Annotated in this window: 9 protein-coding genes; 7 read left to right on the top strand and 2 right to left on the bottom strand. The window is 66.7% G+C overall.

What is annotated here, in order from left to right; all coding sequences use genetic code 11:
* Nucleotides 1–13 precede the first annotated feature (13 nt).
* Together C8261_RS11785 and C8261_RS11780 are read right to left on the bottom strand one after the other, a co-directional pair.
* Nucleotides 14–943 carry an HDOD domain-containing protein gene (locus C8261_RS11785; protein ID WP_235864908.1) on the bottom strand — a complete coding sequence of 310 codons (930 nt, stop codon included), beginning with the start codon at nt 941–943 and terminating at the stop codon, nt 14–16.
* Nucleotides 940–2,985, bottom strand: coding sequence for a DUF1631 family protein (locus C8261_RS11780; RefSeq protein WP_107493919.1), 2,046 nt, complete (start codon nt 2,983–2,985; stop codon nt 940–942). The genes C8261_RS11785 and C8261_RS11780 overlap by 4 nt, the downstream gene beginning before the upstream one ends.
* Before the next feature lie 315 nt (nt 2,986–3,300).
* On the opposite strand from C8261_RS11780, the gene C8261_RS11775 reads away from it, so the two are divergent.
* From C8261_RS11775 to C8261_RS11745, 7 genes are all read left to right on the top strand, one after another.
* Nucleotides 3,301–5,145, top strand: a complete 1,845-nt coding sequence (locus C8261_RS11775) for a DUF1302 domain-containing protein (protein WP_107493918.1) — start codon at nt 3,301–3,303, stop codon at nt 5,143–5,145.
* A 30-nt stretch (nt 5,146–5,175) separates the two neighbouring features.
* Nucleotides 5,176–6,522, top strand: coding sequence for a DUF1329 domain-containing protein (locus C8261_RS11770; RefSeq protein WP_107493917.1), 1,347 nt, complete (start codon nt 5,176–5,178; stop codon nt 6,520–6,522).
* A 173-nt stretch (nt 6,523–6,695) separates the two neighbouring features.
* Nucleotides 6,696–7,658 (top strand): WD40/YVTN/BNR-like repeat-containing protein, encoded by a 963-nt coding sequence (locus C8261_RS11765; RefSeq protein WP_107493916.1) that lies wholly within the window; start codon nt 6,696–6,698, stop codon nt 7,656–7,658.
* Nucleotides 7,655–10,000, top strand: a complete 2,346-nt coding sequence (locus C8261_RS11760; RefSeq protein WP_107493915.1) for an efflux RND transporter permease subunit — start codon at nt 7,655–7,657, stop codon at nt 9,998–10,000. The genes C8261_RS11765 and C8261_RS11760 overlap by 4 nt, the downstream gene beginning before the upstream one ends.
* Before the next feature lie 91 nt (nt 10,001–10,091).
* The gene (locus tag C8261_RS11755) at nt 10,092–10,790 is read left to right on the top strand and encodes a TetR/AcrR family transcriptional regulator (protein ID WP_107493914.1); all 699 of its coding nucleotides are present in this window, start codon (nt 10,092–10,094) and stop codon (nt 10,788–10,790) included.
* Between the two features lie 78 nt (nt 10,791–10,868).
* On the top strand, nt 10,869–13,367 hold the full coding sequence (locus C8261_RS11750) for an acyl-CoA dehydrogenase (RefSeq protein WP_107493913.1): 2,499 nt from the start codon (nt 10,869–10,871) through the stop codon (nt 13,365–13,367).
* Nucleotides 13,364–14,647: an acetyl-CoA C-acetyltransferase gene (locus tag C8261_RS11745; RefSeq protein ID WP_107493912.1), complete on the top strand. Its 1,284-nt coding sequence runs from the start codon at nt 13,364–13,366 to the stop codon at nt 14,645–14,647. The genes C8261_RS11750 and C8261_RS11745 overlap by 4 nt, the downstream gene beginning before the upstream one ends.
* Nucleotides 14,648–14,672 lie beyond the last annotated feature (25 nt).

The raw sequence follows: 14,672 nt of genomic DNA, 5'->3' as shown, positions 1-14,672 counted from the left end.
GGCAGGGAGAGGGTCAGTGCGCCTTGGTGGGCAGGGGCGGGAGGCCGATCATGCTCAGCCATTCGCGCAGTTCCTTGAGACCCTCGCGCGTCAGTTCGGCGATATCGTCGTCGTCCAGTTCGAGGAGGGCAGCGCGCAGATAGACAATGCCGCTGCCGCCTTGTTCCGCTGCCGGTGCGAGGCTGTCGGCGGCGATGCCGCCGGCGAGCTGGAGGATGCCGGCGAGCCGGTAGGGGCGCGATTCGGGTTCGAAACCGCCCCCTTCCGGATCGTGCTGCCAGTACACCACTTCGGCGAGCTCGGTGGGTACGCCCCAGTCGGCCAGCAGCACCGAGGAGAGCTCGTGGTGATCGAAGCCGAAGGCCTGCTGTTCGAGCAGTTGCAGCGGCACCCGGCCTTCGGCGGCGCGTTCGAGCACCTGGGCATACTCGTCGGGCGCTGCGGTGGCGAAGGCGAGGCGGCCGATGCTGGCCAGCAGGCCGAGCACGAAGGCCTCGCCGGGGCGGAACTCGCGGTAGCGTACGGCCAGTTCATCCATCAGTACCGCGGTGTACAGCGACTCGGTCCAGAAGCGGTTGTAGTCGAAACGCTTGCAGCGTGTCTGGCGGTGTTCGCGGATCATCGACAGGGCCAGCGCGTGGGCGCGTACCATCTGCATGCCCACGCGCACCACCGCGCGCTTGAGGTCGAGGGTGCGCTCGATGCCGCCGAAACGCGCAGCGTTGGCGGCGCGCACGACGAAGCCGGTGAGTGCCGGGTCGGTCTGGATCACCCGCACCGTTTCGTCGATGCTGGCATTGGGGTCGCGGGCAAGGTCGATCAGGCGCAGCGCCGCACCCTTGGGGCTGGGCAGGGCCTCGGCGTCGACGATGAAGCGGCGGATGCTGCCGCGGGTCTGCTCGGGATCGCGGGGCGCGGCGGAATGGGCGGGGGTTTCCATCATGCCTTGTTCTCGTGACTGTCGAGGGCCTGGTCGACGATGTGGTCGAGCAGGTCGTCCTCGCCCGCGGTGACCGCTTCGCCGCTGGCGTAGCGGCGGATCAGCTCCTCGCGGGTGAGCGCCACCGCACGCTGTCCCTGGCGGTTGGCAAAGAGATAGAGGGTGCGTGCGGGGCTGACCCAGGTCAGGCGAACCCGGCGCACGCTGCCCGCAGGCTCGCGCAGTTCCACCCATTCGCCGCGGCTGAGCAGGTCGACCTCGAACTCGCCGCTGCGGTCGGGCTCCGGCTCGGCGTCACCGCGGTAGGCCGGCTGGCGCGCCTCGGCGGCGGGGGGCGGCGGCGAGGGCTGATTCATGCCGGCCTTTACCGCCGCGGCATGCAGGCGGACCAGTTCGGCCTGGAAGGCGTCGCGCAGCGGTGCCGGGCTGCCCACCGCATCCATCCCCTCGCGCAGGCTGCCGAGCAGTGTGGACAGCAGGCGGGCGAGACGCTCGCGTTCCTCGCTGCCATGCTTGGGGCGCACGCTCCAGCACAGGTCCTCCAGCGTCGCCATCGCCATGCGCCAGCGCAGCCCGCTGCTGCCGCCGTCGAGCTGGGCGGCGGCGAGTACCTTTACCCAGGTCTCGCCGACGAACTCGCGCAGCGATGCCGGCAGACTCTCGTCGGCCAGCGTCGCCGCCACTGCAGCGCGCGCCTCCTGCCGTGCCAGGTGCTGGCGTTCGCGCGCTTCGAGGCGCTCGGTGAGCGCCGCAGCGCGGGCGTCGGCATGGCGCTCCTGCTCGTTGAGCCAGTTCTCCAGGGCAGCGCGCCCGGCCTCGAAATGCTCGCGATCCTGGTCCGGATTGCGGCGGATGGCGTCGATGAGTTCCACCGCCTTGCGGTAGAGGGCGCTGTCGGGACCGAACTCGCCGTCCCAGGTCGCCGCGGCGAGCGACAGCAGGTTGAGCAGGCGGCGCGCCGGGTGGGAACGGTCGGAAAAAAAGCTGTGGTCGGCCAGCGCCACGCGCAGCACCGGCAGCTGCAGCTCGGCGATCAGGTTCTTCATCGCCGCGGGGATGCTGGCGCTGTTGAAGAGGTGCTCGAAGAGCGCGGCGACGACGTCCACGACGATGCGGTCGGCGTGTTCGAGAACCTCGCCGAGGCCGTTGGCGAGCAGATGGCGCAGGACGTTGGGCGGGTCACCGGCCACCCCCACCAGGGCAAAGCTGCGTGGCCCCAGGCGCAGGGCCGGTGCGCCGCGCTGCAACTCGGCGAGCGCGGCGCCGAGAGTGGCGCTGCTGTGCGCCGCGGGCAGTGCCGCAGCGCCACCCGCGCCCTCGTCGGTGACGACGATGCTGTCGCCGCGCCCGGCGCTGCCCTGCAGCGCCGTCGTCGGTGTGGCGACGCCATGTGAGGCAAGCAGGGCGGTGGCGTTGCGCAGCAGCTCCGGCAGTTCGCCGAGGGCACTGTTGATCAGGGCAGCGACGATCTCCTCGCGGTGGGCCAGTGTGGCGGCGAGGTCGGCGCAGCTGGCCAGCACGGCCTCGCACACGGCTGCCGGGCCAAAGGGGTCGGCGGCCGCATCGACCTGCTCGCGTCCCAGCAGCAGGGCCAGGCGCGGACGCCAGGCGGCGAGTTCGGCACTGGCGCTGGCTTCCGCCGGCGCGCAGAAGGTGCGCACTTCGTCGCTGATCTCCACCTCATGGGTGGCGAAGAGGTTGAAGGCCGGCAGCAGGCACTCTTCGCCGGTGTGGGTCGCGGTGGCGTCCTGCTGCGCTTCGGTACGGCGCAGATAGGCGGCCTCGAAGGCGGTGGCGAACTTGCGCGGCAGATCACGGGCGAGGGCGCGCAACTGGTACTGCGCTTCCAGCAGTTTCAGCGACTCGCCAAGATCCTCGGCGGCCTTGCGGCGTTGCTGGAAGGTCGCGTCCACCTCTGCGGCAGTATTCGCCAGCGCCGCCCCGAGGCGACTGGCGAAGAGCTCGCGACAGGCCAGCAGCAGTTCCGCGAACGAGCGGAACGCGCTGGCGTGCGCTGTGGCCTGTGGCGTAGTGCGGTCGGTCACCGGTGAGCTCCGCGAATCCGCGCCATGCGCGGGGAGAGGAGAGTGGAAATGCGTCGGGGCAAGAAGGTGAATATTGCCTTTGGATCAGGCGCGCGTCCACCGCCACGGCGCCATTGCTGCATTGCGCAAGAAATTGCGGGTTATCCCTTGCTTGACATCGGCGCATCATCACGCCATATTCAAACGAACGTTCGAATTACCCGGCGGTCGTGCGCGTACCGGCGAGCGGCGGGGAGCGTAAGCAGCACCCATACCTACAAGACCCACAAATACCTACCTTGAGCCGGCAGCAGCCGGCCGATCAGGAGGAGACACATGTTCCGGAACCGGAAGTACCTGGCCGTTCCGCGGCCGACCCTGCGCCCCGTCGTCTGCGCCATCGCCCTCGGGCTGGCCGCTGGCGGCAGCGTGCCCGTGCACGCCTTCGAGTTCTCCAGCGCCGACGGCGAACTCACCGGCAGTTTCGACACCACCATCTCGCTCGGCGGGCTGTGGCGCATGCAGGATCGCGATAGGTCGTTGGTCGGGATCGCAAATGGAGGCACTGCGCGATCGGTTAATGAGGATGATGGCAACCTCAATTACAGCCGAGGGAGCCTTGTTTCACTAACTGCCAAAGCTACTCACGATCTAGAGATCAACTACCGGAACTTTGGCGCGTTTGTGCGTGCTTCGTACTTTTACGATGACGCAGTGATGAGCAAGAGTGGTCTCAGCTCTAAGGCAAAAAGTCAGACCGGAAAGGACTTCGAGTTCCTTGACGTCTACGTCCGCGGGCGTTTCGATGTCGGTGGGCGTGACCTGAACGTTCGCCTTGGGCGCCAAGTTGTGAATTGGGGCGAAAGCACATTTATTCAAAATGGCATCAATGTTCTCAATCCGGTCAACGTAAGTCGGTTGCGTATTCCTGGCTCGGAGTTGCGTGAGGGACTGATGCCGACCAACATGTTTTGGCTGTCGCAGGATGTCACTGACCGTCTGTCTGTCGAGGCGACATTGATGCTGGAGTGGGAAAAAACAAAAATTGATCCGGCCGGGACATTCTTCAGCAGTAACGATTTCCTGAGCCCAGGGGGGCAAACGGTCTTTATTGGTTTTGGCCGCCGAAATGACCTCAGAGACGGAGTCGTACCGGCGAATCCCGCTGTTTTGAATGATGACGGTCCTGCTTGGGCTCCGCGCGCCAAAGATCGGAACGCACGTAATAGCGGCCAATACGGCATTGCTTTGCGCTACTTCGCAGACCAGCTAAATGGCACGGAGTTTGGCCTCTATCACGTCAAGTACCACAGTCGGACGCCTGTGGCATCCGGGGTCGCAGGAACGCCTACCTTTCTTCATCCAAACCCAGTGATTGGTTTAGTCCCAGGAACGGCGCGCTACTTCGCAGAGTTTCCTGAAGACATCAAGCTTTGGGGTTTGAGCTTCAATACCCTTGGCCCATGGGGGATAGCCTTGCAGGGCGAGTACTCCTACCGGTCAAATCAGCCACTGCAGATCGCAGCTCCCGAACTGCTTCTTGCAGCGCTGGGACAGTCGAGCCAGATTCCAGCCTCCAATCTCATTGTTCGATCGGATGGAAGTGTTGAGATCCGGGGGTACGAGCGGGTCAAGATGCAGCAGTTCCAGTTAAGTGGAACAAAGGCCGTGCCGCGAGTGCTGGGTGCCGATCAGTTGGTCATGGTTGGAGAGGTTGGCTATACCCGCCTCACTCTGCCTTCAGGTATTCCTTTCAACGCTCAGGGTGTATTTCTCCCCGCTTCGGGGTCTGCGACAGCCACGTCATTCGGATCAACACAGCCTTACTTCGCTACCAAGAATTCATGGGGCTACCGCCTTGTGGCGAGGGCGGACTATCCGAATATGATTGGTGGGGCGACTGTGTCGCCGCGCTTCGCCTTTTCGCATGACGTCAAGGGGCGTAGCCCGACCTTCAACGAAGGGGCCAAGGCAATTACCTTAGGATTAGGTTTCAACTACCAGCAGCGTTGGCAAGCGGATATCGCTTACACCAATTTCTTTGGAGGAAAGAAGATCAAAGGGATGGATTCTGCATTTGTTGGACTCCTACCTGCTGGACAGACGCCGTCTTATTCCAGCCATACCAACCCGCTGAAAGACCGCGACTTCCTCTCGGTGAGCGTGAGCTACTCGTTCTGACCTACCACCGGACACCAGGAGACAGGAACCATGCGTAACACCCTATCCATCCTCGGCGCCGCGCTGGCGCTGGCCTTCGTTCCCGCTGCCCACGCCGAGGTGAGCGCGGCGCAGGCCGCCGAACTGGGCAAGAGCCTGACCCCGCTGGGGGCTGAACGCGCCGGCAATGCCGCAGGCACCATCCCGGCCTGGGACGGTGGCCTGGCAAAACCGCCGGGCGCGCACAGCGCTGGCGGCCACTATGCCGACCCCTTTGCCGCCGACCGCCCGCTGTTCGAGATCAGCGCCGCCAATGCCGCGCAGTACCAGGACAAGCTCACCCCCGGCCAGCTTGCCCTGCTCAACACCTACCCGAGCTGGAAGATGAAGGTCTACCCGACCCGGCGCAGCGCAGCCTTCCCGCAGGGCCATTACGACCAGACCGTCGCCAACGCCACGCGGGCGAAGCTGGTCGATGGCGGGCGCAGCATCAGCGGCACGAGCGGAGGCATTCCCTTCCCCATTCCGCAGAACGGCATGGAGGCGATCTGGAACCATCTGGCGCGCTATCGCGGCGAGTCGTATGCGATGAACTGGAGCCAGGCGGCGGTGACGCGCAATGGCAGCTATACGCCGGTGCGCTTCGAGTACGAGTACGACTTCCACTATGGCAGCCTGAGCAAGAGCGCCGATCAGATCGAAGCCGGCAAGCTCTTCAACTTCCTGCAGACGGTGACCGCACCGGCGCGCCTGGCGGGGCAGATCCTGCTCGTGCACGAGTTCCTCGATTCCCGTCAGGCGTGGACCTACAACCCCGGCCAGCGCCGTGTGCGCCTGGCGCCCAACGTCGCCTACGACAACCCCGGCACGGCTGCCGACGGTCTGCGCACCAACGACGACTTCGACATGTTCAATGGCGCCATCGACCGTTACGAGTGGACCCTCGTCGGCAAGCGTGAGATCTACGTGCCCTACAACGCCTACAAGCTGGTCGGCAACACCGTTTCGATGGCCGACGTGCTGCACGCCGGGCACATCAATCCGGAGCACGCGCGTTATGAGCTGCACCGCGTGTGGGTGGTCGATGCGCGCCTGAAGGACGGCACCAGCCATATCTACAAGCGCCGCACCTTCTACCTCGACGAGGACTCGTGGTCCATCCTCGCGGTCGACAAGTACGATGCGCGCGACCAGCTGTGGCGGGTCTCCGAGCTGCACACGATCAACTGGTACGACATCCCGATGGTGTATCCGAATCTCGAAGTGCACCACGACCTGCAGTCCGGGCGCTACCTGGCGATGGGCCTGCGCAACGACGAGGCGCAGGTCTATCAGGTCACCCAGGGACGTTCGGCACGCTTCACCCCGGCCGGCCTGCGCGGGCTGGGTACGCGGTGAGCTGAGCGATGCGTGCCCGCAAGCCGGAGCGGGCCGATCAGCGCAGCCGGGCGGGTGCCCGGCTGCGCGCCGCGCCTGCGGTGCAGGGCATTGCAGGCACCCGGCGTTTCCGACATGCCGAACGCGCCCCGGGGGGGAGCGCGGACGGCCGCAACCTTCCCCGACGGTCCTTCATGAACAGACACAGAGCGCTTGGCCTGTTGTTCGTGGCCTTTGTCGCCGCGATGCTCAGCTACGCCTTCTCGCCACGGCGCGCGGCACCGCTGCCGGCCACCGAGATCCGCATCGAGCAGATGCTCACCCTTGCTGCCGCGCAGGCCGGCGAGCGCCTGGTCGCCGCCGGCGAGCGCGGCCAGGTGTTTGCTTCCGCCGATGGCGGCCGGCACTGGCAGGTGGTGGCGACGCCAGTCGCCGCCACCCTTACCGCGCTGTCCTTTGCCGACCACCGGCGCGGCGTTGCGGTCGGCCACGACGCGGTGATCCTGCTCAGTAGCGATGGCGGTGTGAGCTGGCGCGAGGTGTCCAGCGCGCCGGAGGCCGGAGCGCCGCTGCTGGCCGTGCGCCTGCTCGCCGATGGGCGCGGCTTCGCGCTCGGCGCCTACGGCAGCATGATGACCAGTCATGATGGCGGTGAGAGCTGGGAGGAGGCTGTGGCCAGTGCCGACGACCGCCACCTCAACGCCATCGCCGTATTTACCGACGATACCCTGGTGCTGGCCGGCGAGGCCGGCCTGCTGTTGCGCTCGGACGACGGCGGCGCGCACTGGGAAGAGCTCGACTCGCCCTACAACGGTTCCTTCTTCGGTTTGCAGATCCTTGCCGACGAGGTCTTGCTGGCCTACGGCATGCGTGGCCACATCTTCCGCTCCGCAGACCGCGGGGAGAGCTGGGAAGAGGTCGACAGCACCACGGAGGCGGCGCTGTTCGCCTCCGCCATGCTTGCCGACGGACGTGTGGTGCTCACCGGGCAGGGCGGTACGGTGCTGCTCGGCGATGCCGCGGGGCGCGTCTTCCGCGCCGTCGACAGCGGCGGCACCGGGGTGCATGCCGCGCTGCTGGCGCAAGGCGATGCGGTGCTGCTGTTCGGCGAGGGTGGGGTGAGCCGGCTGGCGATGGGCGGGGAGGGTGCGCAATGAAGACCAACCGTCTGGTGCAGGCCCTCGGCCATGTGCTGTTCCGTCAGCGCCGCGCCTTCCTGGCGCTGTTCGCGCTCATCACCGTGCTGCTCGGCTGGTCGGCGACGCAGCTGCGCGTGGATGCCGGGTTCGAGAAGATGATCCCGCTCGAACATCCTTACATGAAAACCTTCGTGGACTACCGCAGCACCTTCGGTGGGGCCAACCGTGTGCTGGTGGTGCTGCGCGCGCGTGACGGGGACATCTACAACGAGCCCTTCTTCGCTGCGCTGAAGTCGCTCACCGATGACGTATTCTTCCTTCCCGGGGTCGACCGCGCCACGGTGACCTCGCTGTTCACCCCCAACGTGCGCTACATCGAGGTGGTCGAGGAGGGCTTCGCCGGCGGCAACGTCATCCCGGCGGACTTCGCCGGCACTGCCGACGATCTCGCCGAGGTGCGCGAGAACGTCCTCAAGTCGGGTCGCGTCGGCCGCCTGGTGGCCAATGACCACAGCGCTGCGCTGGTCAGCGCCGAGCTGCTCGAAATCGATCCCAATACCGGTGCCCAGCTCGACTACCTGGCCGTCGCCGCGCAGCTCGAGACCCTGCGCGAGCGCTATCAGGCCCAGGGTTTCGAGGTCAACATCATCGGCTTCGCCAAGGCGGTGGGCGACATCACCGAAGGCGCGCGTGGCGTGTTGCTGTTCTTTGCCGTCACCTTCGTGATCACTGCGCTGCTGCTCCACCTCTATCTCGGTTCCGCGAAGCTCGCCGGCCTGGGTCTGGTGTGCGCGCTGGTGCCGGTGGTGTGGCAACTCGGCGTGCTGCCGCTGGTCGGCTACGGCATCGACCCGATGTCCATCCTGGTGCCTTTCCTGATCTTCTCCATCGGCGTCAGCCACGCCGTGCAGATGATCAACGGCTGGAAGATCGAGGTGCATCACGGTGCCGACGGCCTCACCGCGGCCAACAACGCCTTCCTGAAGCTCTTCATGCCCGGAGCCACCGCGCTGCTGACCACCGCGCTGGGCTTCCTGGTGATCCTCTTCATCGACATCGCCATGGTGCAGGAACTGGCCATCACCGCCGCCATCGGCGTGGCGCTGATCGTCATCACCAACAAGATGCTGCTCACCATCCTGCTGTCGTGGATGCCGCGCAGCGCCGCCGGCAAGGGTGGCGATGCCGCGAAACCGGCCGGCGAGTGGCTGTGGCAGCGTCTCAAGCGCTTCGCCGAACCGCGCCGTGCGGTGTGGGTGCTGGCCGGCGCGGCGGTGCTGCTGGGGGTGTCCGCGCTGCAGGCGCGCCATCTGCAGACCGGCGATCTCGGTGCCGGCATTCCGGAACTGCACGACGACTCGCGCTACAACCTCGACACCGCTGCCATCGTCGAGTCGTTCTCGATCGGCGTGGACGTGCTGTCGGTGATCGCGCAGTCGCACGGCGTCGATGGTGCATGTACCGATTTCGACATCATGGACACCCTGGACCGCTTCGAGACCCACATGCGCAACACCCACGGCGTGCAGGGCGTGCTCTCGCTGCCGGGGATGGCCAAGGTGATCAACGCCGGCTGGAACGAAGGCAGCCCGCGCTGGCGCGTGCTGTCGCGCGACCCCAGTGTGCTGGCACAGTCGGTGACGCCGATCGATACCAGCACCGGGCTGCTCAACACCGACTGCAGTGCGATGCAGATCCTCATCTTCACTCGTGACCACCAGGGCCACACCATTGCCCACGTCATCGAGGAGGTAAAGCGCTTCGCCGCCGCCAACGCTTCCGAGCATCTGGAGCTGCGTCTGGCTTCCGGCAACGTCGGCGTGATGGCGGCGACCAACGAGGCCGTCGACGCCGCCGAGCTGAAGATCCTCGTGCTGCTCTTCTTCGCCATCGGCCTGCTGTGCTACATGGAGTTCCGCTCGCACACCGCCACGCTGTGCATCGTGCTGCCGCTGTCCATCGTTGCGGTGCTGTGCAACGCCCTGATGGCCACCCTCGGCATTGGCCTGAAGGTGCCCACGCTGCCGGTGATCGCGCTTGGCGTCGGGGTGGGTGTGGACTACGGCATCTACATCTACGAGCGCATGCAGCACGAGCTGCGCCGCGGTGCCGGTCTGGTCGAAGCCTATCTGGAGGCGCTGCGCCAGCGCGGCACGGCGACCATGTTCACAGCCCTGACGATGAGTATCGGCGTCGGTACCTGGGCGTTTTCCGCACTCAAGTTCCAGGCCGACATGGGGGTGCTGCTGGCCTTCGTGTTCCTCGCCAACATGCTTGGCGCCGTGATGCTGCTGCCGGCGCTGGCGTCGACCATGCTGGCGCCGCAGGATCGTCGGCACAAGCATGCAAAAAAGGCTTGACGGGCAGCAATTCAAACGTACAATTAAAACGAACGTTTGAATCATTCCCGGGAATGCAGTCCCGGAATGATTCGAACCAGAAAGGAAGAGCATGAGCGCACCCACTCCACGACACACGCCGGAAACCCGCAGCCGCATCCTCGATGCGGCCGAGGAGCTGTTCGTCGAGCACGGCTTCGAGGCCACTTCGATGCGCATGATCACCAGCCAGGCGGGAGTCAATCTGGCGGCGATCAACTACCACTTCGGCAGCAAGGATGCGCTCATCCAGGAAGTCTTCCGCCGCCGCCTCACCGAACTCAACCGCCAGCGCCTGGCCATGCTCGACAAGCTGGAGGCGGATGCCGGCGGCGCGCCGCTCAAGCCCAGCCGCATCGTCGAAGCCTTCTTCGGTACCGCGCTGGTCCTCGCTGCCGACACCGAGCACGGCGGGCATACCTTCATGCGCCTGCTCGGGCGCACCTACACCGAGCCCAATGCCTTCGTGCGCCAGTTCCTCGCCGAGGAATACGCCGAGGTGCTGGAGCGTTTTCTCGGCGCGCTGTACCGCTCGCTGCCTGACGTACCGCGCGAGGAGATCCTCTGGCGCTTCCATTTCATGATGGGGGCAATGTCCTACGCCATTGCCGGCACCGACGCGCTGCAGCTGTTCGCCGGAAAGTTCGACGATGCCGACCCCGCACGCCTGCTGCCACGCCTGATGTCCTTCCTGCTCGGCGGCCTGCGCGCGCCGCTGGCGGAGTACGCCGCGCGTCCGGCAGGGCGGCGCGGGCGCAGCGCAGCGGCCTAGATGTTGATGCACACAATGTACTGATCAGACGGCGGACCGCGGCGGCAAGACTGCGGCACCGGGTAAAAGGAGACAGCAATGATCTGGTGGTTCATCGGTTCCCTCCCTCCCTTGGCAGGCGCGCTCGCCTTCGGGCGAGCGCCATTTTTTGCCTGGGCGGGCATCGGTCTGGCCTGGTTGGCCGGACTTTCCTGGGCGGCGGGGTTCGCGCCGCTCACCACGGCCGTGGTGCTCGGTTCGTGGTTGGTCTTCTCGGCACTGTTCCTGATCCGTCCGCTGCGCCGCAGCCTGGTCAGCGCGCCGATCTTCCGCGCCTTCCGCAAGGCCCTGCCGTCGATGTCGCAGACCGAGAAGGATGCGCTGGAAGCCGGCACGGTGTGGTGGGAAGGCGATCTGTTCGCCGGCCGCCCGGACTGGAAGAAGCTGCAGTCCTATCCCTGGCCCAAACTGTCGGCCGAAGAGCAGGCCTTTCTCGACAACGAGACCGAGGAGCTGTGCCGCCTCACCGATGACTGGGAGAGCACGCAGAAGCAGGACCTGCCGCCGCATGTCTGGCAGTACATCAAGGACAAGGGCTTCCTCGGCATGATCATCCCCAGGGAGTACGGCGGCAAGGGCTTCTCGGCCTTCGCCCACTCCCAGGTGGTGACCAAGCTGTCCACCCGTTCGTCGGCGCCCGCGGTCACCGTGATGGTGCCCAATTCGCTCGGCCCGGCCGAACTGCTGCTGCACTACGGCACACCGGAACAGAAGCAGTTCTACCTGCCGCGCCTGGCGCGTGGCGAGGCCATTCCCGCCTTCGCGCTGACCAGTCCGTGGGCCGGTTCGGACGCCGCCTCCATCCCCGACGCCGGGGTGGTGTGCAAGGGCATGTGGCAGGGCAAGGAAGTGCTCGGCATGCGGGTCTCCTTCGACAAGCGCTACATCACCCTGGCACCGGTGTGCACGGTGTTCGGTCTCGCCTTCCGCCTTTTCGATCCGGACGGCCTGCTCGGCAAGAACCAGGACCTCGGCATCACCTGCGCGCTGGTGCCGCACGACCACCCGGGCGTGGACATCGGCCGCCGCCACCTGCCGCTCAACGCGGTGTGGATGAACGGCCCGGTGCGCGGCACCGACGTCTTCATGCCGCTGGAGTTCATCATCGGCGGGCCGAAGATGGCCGGCCAGGGCTGGCGCATGCTGATGGAGTGCCTGGCGGCCGGGCGCAGCATCTCGCTGCCCGGCTCCAACACCGGCATGCAGAAGCTCACCGCGCGTGCGGTGGGGGCCTACGCCCGCGTGCGCTACCAGTTCAAGACTGCCATCGGCCGCTTCGAGGGCGTGGAAGAAGCGCTCACCCGCATCGGCGCCAATACCTATCTGTCGGACTCGGCGCGCATTCTCACCGCCGGCTCCATCGACCTCGGCGAGAAGCCCTCGGTGGTGTCGGCCATCGTCAAGTACCACGTCACCGAGCGCGCCCGTCAGACGGTGAATGACGGCATGGACGTGATCGGCGGCAAGGGCATCTGCCTGGGGCCGCAGAACTTCCTCGGTCGCGCCTACCAGCAGATTCCGGTCGGCATCACCGTGGAAGGCGCCAACATCCTCACCCGCAGCCTGATCCTCTTCGGCCAGGGCGCGATCCGCTGCCATCCTTACGTGCTGAAGGAAATGCACGCGGCGCAGGACAATGATCTCGCCGCCTTTGACGACGCCTTCTGGGGCCATATCGGCTACACCGTGTCGAGCGCTGCGCGCGCCCTGGTGATGGGGCTGACCGGCTCGCACTTCGTCGGCGTGCCCGCCGACGTCGCCCCCGAGACGCGGCGCTACTACCAGCAGCTGACGCGTTTTTCGGCGGCCTTCGCCTTCCTCGCCGACATCTCCATGGGCACCATGGGCGGTGCGCTGAAGCGCAAGGAGAAGCTCTCCGCGCGTCTCGGCGACATCCTCTCGCTGATGTATCTGGCCAGCGCCACGCTGCGCCGCTACGAGGCCGAAGGGCGCCAGGCGGCGGACGCGCCGCTGATGCACTGGGCGATCTGGGACTGCATGTTCAAGGCGCAGAACGCCTTCGAAGGCGTGATCGCCAACTTCCCCAACCGCTTCTTCGCGCTGATCCTGCGCCGCCTGGTGGTGTTCCCGCTCGGCCGCCCCTATGTGGTGCCTTCCGACCGTCTCGGCCACGAGGTTGCCCGCCTGCTGATCGAGCCGGGCGCCACCCGCGACCGCCTCACCGCCGACGTCTATCTGCCGACCGACGTCGAGGAAGCGGTGGGTGCGCTGGAGGCCGCGCTGCTCGCCACCGTGGAAGCCGAGCCCATCGAGGCCAAGCTCAAGAAGGCGCAGAAGGACGGGCGCTTCAAGCCCGGCCTGCTGGTCGGCGGCGGGGTCGATGCGGTGTGGCGCAAGGCGCTGGAGGCTGGTGTCATCAGCGCCGCGGAGTACGAAGTGGTCGAACGCCGCAATCGCCTGCGCGACAAGGTCATCCGTGTCGATGACTTCCCCTACGATTTCGACCTGCGTGCGGCCTTGCAGGTGGTACCCGGCGCTGCGGGCGCTGCCGCAGTGGCGGAGAAGGTGGCGGCATGAACGCCCCGGTGTATGTCGTCGATGGCGCGCGCACGCCCTTCCTGAAGGCGCGCAACGCCCCGGGGCCGTTCGCCGCCGCCGATCTGGCCACCGCCGCCGGCAGCGCACTGCTGGCGCGCCAGCGCTTTGCCCCCGACCAGCTCGACGAGGTCATCCTGGGTTGCGCCAGCCCCTCGCCCGACGAGGTCAATATCGGCCGTGTGGTGGCGCTGCGCATGGGTTGCGGGCAGAAGGTGCCGGGGTGGACGGTGATGCGCAACTGCGCCAGCGGCATGCAGGCGCTCGATTCGGCGATCGCCAACATCCACGCCGGGCGTTCCGGACTGGTGCTGGCCGGCGGCGTGGATGCGCTGTCGCGCGCGCCGCTGCTGTTCTCCGACGCCATGGTGCGCTGGCTGTCGGGCTGGTACGGCGCCAAGACCACCGGGCAGAAGCTCGCCGCGCTGAGGAAGTTCAGGCCCGGCTATCTGGCGCCGGTGATCGGCATCATGAAGGGCCTCACCGACCCCATCGTCGGCCAGCTGATGGGGCAGACCGCGGAGAACCTCGCTCACCGCTTTGCGATCAGCCGCGAGGAGATGGATGCCTATTCCGTGCGCAGCCACCTGCGGGTCGCTGCGGCGCAGGACGCCGGCCACTTCGACGACGAGGTGGTGGCGCTGATCGATCACGACGGCACGGTCTGGCGCCACGACGACGGGCTGCGCCGCGACGCTTCGATGGCCGGGCTGGCAAAGCTCAAACCCTTTTTCGACCGCAAGTACGGGCGTGTCACCGCGGGCAACAGCTCGCAGATCACCGATGGTGCGGCGTGGCTGCTGCTGGCTTCCGAAGAAGCTGTGGAGCGCCATGGCCTGACGCCGCTCGGACGCATCGTGGACAGCCAGTGGGCCGGCCTCGATCCGGCGCAGATGGGCCTCGGGCCGGTGCATGCGGCCCTGCCCATCCTGCAGCGCCACGGCCTGCGCCCCAATGAGCTCGATGCCTGGGAGATCAACGAGGCCTTCGCCGCGCAGGTCATCGCCTGCCAGCGTGCGCTTGCCGACATCGATTACTGCCGCGGCGAGCTCGGTCTGCCCGGTGCGCCCGGTGCCATCGACGAGGAACGCCTGAATGTTGACGGTGGCGCCGTCGCCCAGGGGCACCCGGTGGGTGCCAGCGGCGCGCGCATCGTCCTCCACCTCCTCCACCGCCTGCGCCGTGATGGCGGCCGGCGCGGTGTTGCGGCGATCTGCATCGGTGGCGGCCAGGGCGGCGCGATGCTGGTCGAGGCCTGCTGAGTCACATCCGCTTACGGCGTGGCAC

It is taken from the genome of Pseudothauera lacus, assembly GCF_003034845.1.
Lineage (GTDB): Bacteria > Pseudomonadota > Gammaproteobacteria > Burkholderiales > Rhodocyclaceae > Pseudothauera > Pseudothauera lacus.
This window is presented reverse-complemented; position numbering and strand designations above follow the sequence as displayed.